Raw genomic sequence first — 1,343 nt, forward strand, 5'->3', positions numbered from 1 at the left:
TCGGTAAGCCTGTGAATCACAATCTCTCGCTCAGTTCAATAAATTAACAGGTCCTGAGCCTAGGAGATTTAGCTAATATTTCAATTTGCTGAACTAAATTCTGAAAAATTAGCTTTCTTTTTGCTTCGGCTCCAATGTTTTCTGGGTCGAAATTAGATTTCTGAAGGCTCGTGATCCCATCAACTATAGAGTCTTCTATTTTACCTTTGGCTATATCGTGTAAATCAAAAGATAAGAATGCATTCGAATCCATCATATTGGGTTCATCTGAATCCGCATAGAACTCGTAAACCATCCCATCAGTAATAACACCCATCTTTACTGTTGGAGCCGCGTTAAAATATGACCTTAACTGCCCTCTATCATCCTTTAATTCAGCGCCCAATGCTTTACATTCGATTGCAATCACTGGGGCCCCTGACTTCAGGATGGCAAAGTCTACTCTATTTTTATATTTATCTGAAAAGTCAGCATTATGCTCTGGGCAAACTTCATCTGGGTTCATTGTGTCATACCCGAGGAAGTTAATTAACGGGAGAACCAAAAAAAGTTTTGTTGCTTCTTCATTGGTGCAGCGCGTTGATATACTGATCATACGCTCTGAGAATGCTTTAAATTTCTAACGAAAATCCTCTGACATACTTACGAATCCTAGGGCAGCTTAAAACAGTAGGATTATCTATTGCACCTGATTAATAAAAAGAAAACATAAGCACTCAAAATACATGCACATAGATACTATGACTGCCGCGCATCGTGAACTTATTTATTTACTCATCAGAGGAAAAAGCCGCCCTTGCCACAGTCATAAAAGCCTCACGCTTCTCTGGGCTTACCGTTCTTAAAATTGCTATTAATGCAGTTTCATCAACCGTTAAATTCCCTAAGTCTAACTCTCGCAATGCAGGTCTTTCTGCGTCAAGAGACCTTTCTAGACGCTGCACAATCTCAGCGTTCATTGAGTGCGAACGCGCATCCGCTTCTCTTTTCAGAGAATCAAGCAAAGAGCGCGTCATTCGAATCGAAACAGATAGCCGTGGTTCAGACATTCCTGAGTGATAATTCATTTTAGGCGCACTTTCTACTTGCGTTCATTTTAGATGCACGATACATATGGAGTGCGCCCAAAATGGATGCACTAAAAAGGAATAAGATATGTGCTCACTAACAATTCGAGCGGACAGAAGTCTTCTTGAATATATTAAAGAAAGAGCTCGCAGAAATGACCGTAGCATGAACAGAGAAATTCAGGCGGTATTTCGTGATTTGCAGAAAAAAGAAAAGGCATCAGACATCGCCCTAGGAAAGCAGTCTGATGCCTCTGACAGTGAATAGGAAAACAC

The 1,343-nt window shown here is 40.4% G+C and carries 3 protein-coding genes; 1 reads left to right on the forward strand and 2 read right to left on the reverse strand.

Going from position 1 to position 1,343, the window contains the following annotated elements; all coding sequences use genetic code 11:
* Nucleotides 1–43 precede the first annotated feature (43 nt).
* Both HK25_RS12115 and HK25_RS12120 read right to left on the reverse strand, forming a co-directional pair.
* Nucleotides 44–595, reverse strand: a complete 552-nt coding sequence (locus HK25_RS12115) for a type I restriction endonuclease (RefSeq protein ID WP_086636388.1) — start codon at nt 593–595, stop codon at nt 44–46.
* A 175-nt stretch (nt 596–770) separates the two neighbouring features.
* Nucleotides 771–1,067, reverse strand: coding sequence for an Arc family DNA-binding protein (locus HK25_RS12120; RefSeq protein WP_086636389.1), 297 nt, complete (start codon nt 1,065–1,067; stop codon nt 771–773).
* 88 nt (nt 1,068–1,155) lie between these two features.
* On the opposite strand from HK25_RS12120, the gene HK25_RS13585 reads away from it, so the two are divergent.
* Nucleotides 1,156–1,335 carry an Arc family DNA-binding protein gene (locus HK25_RS13585; RefSeq protein ID WP_086636390.1) on the forward strand — a complete coding sequence of 60 codons (180 nt, stop codon included), beginning with the start codon at nt 1,156–1,158 and terminating at the stop codon, nt 1,333–1,335.
* Nucleotides 1,336–1,343 lie beyond the last annotated feature (8 nt).

Origin of the sequence: Acetobacter sp. DsW_059, from assembly GCF_002153695.1 — a bacterium.
GTDB classification, from domain to species: Bacteria; Pseudomonadota; Alphaproteobacteria; order Acetobacterales; family Acetobacteraceae; genus Acetobacter; species Acetobacter thailandicus.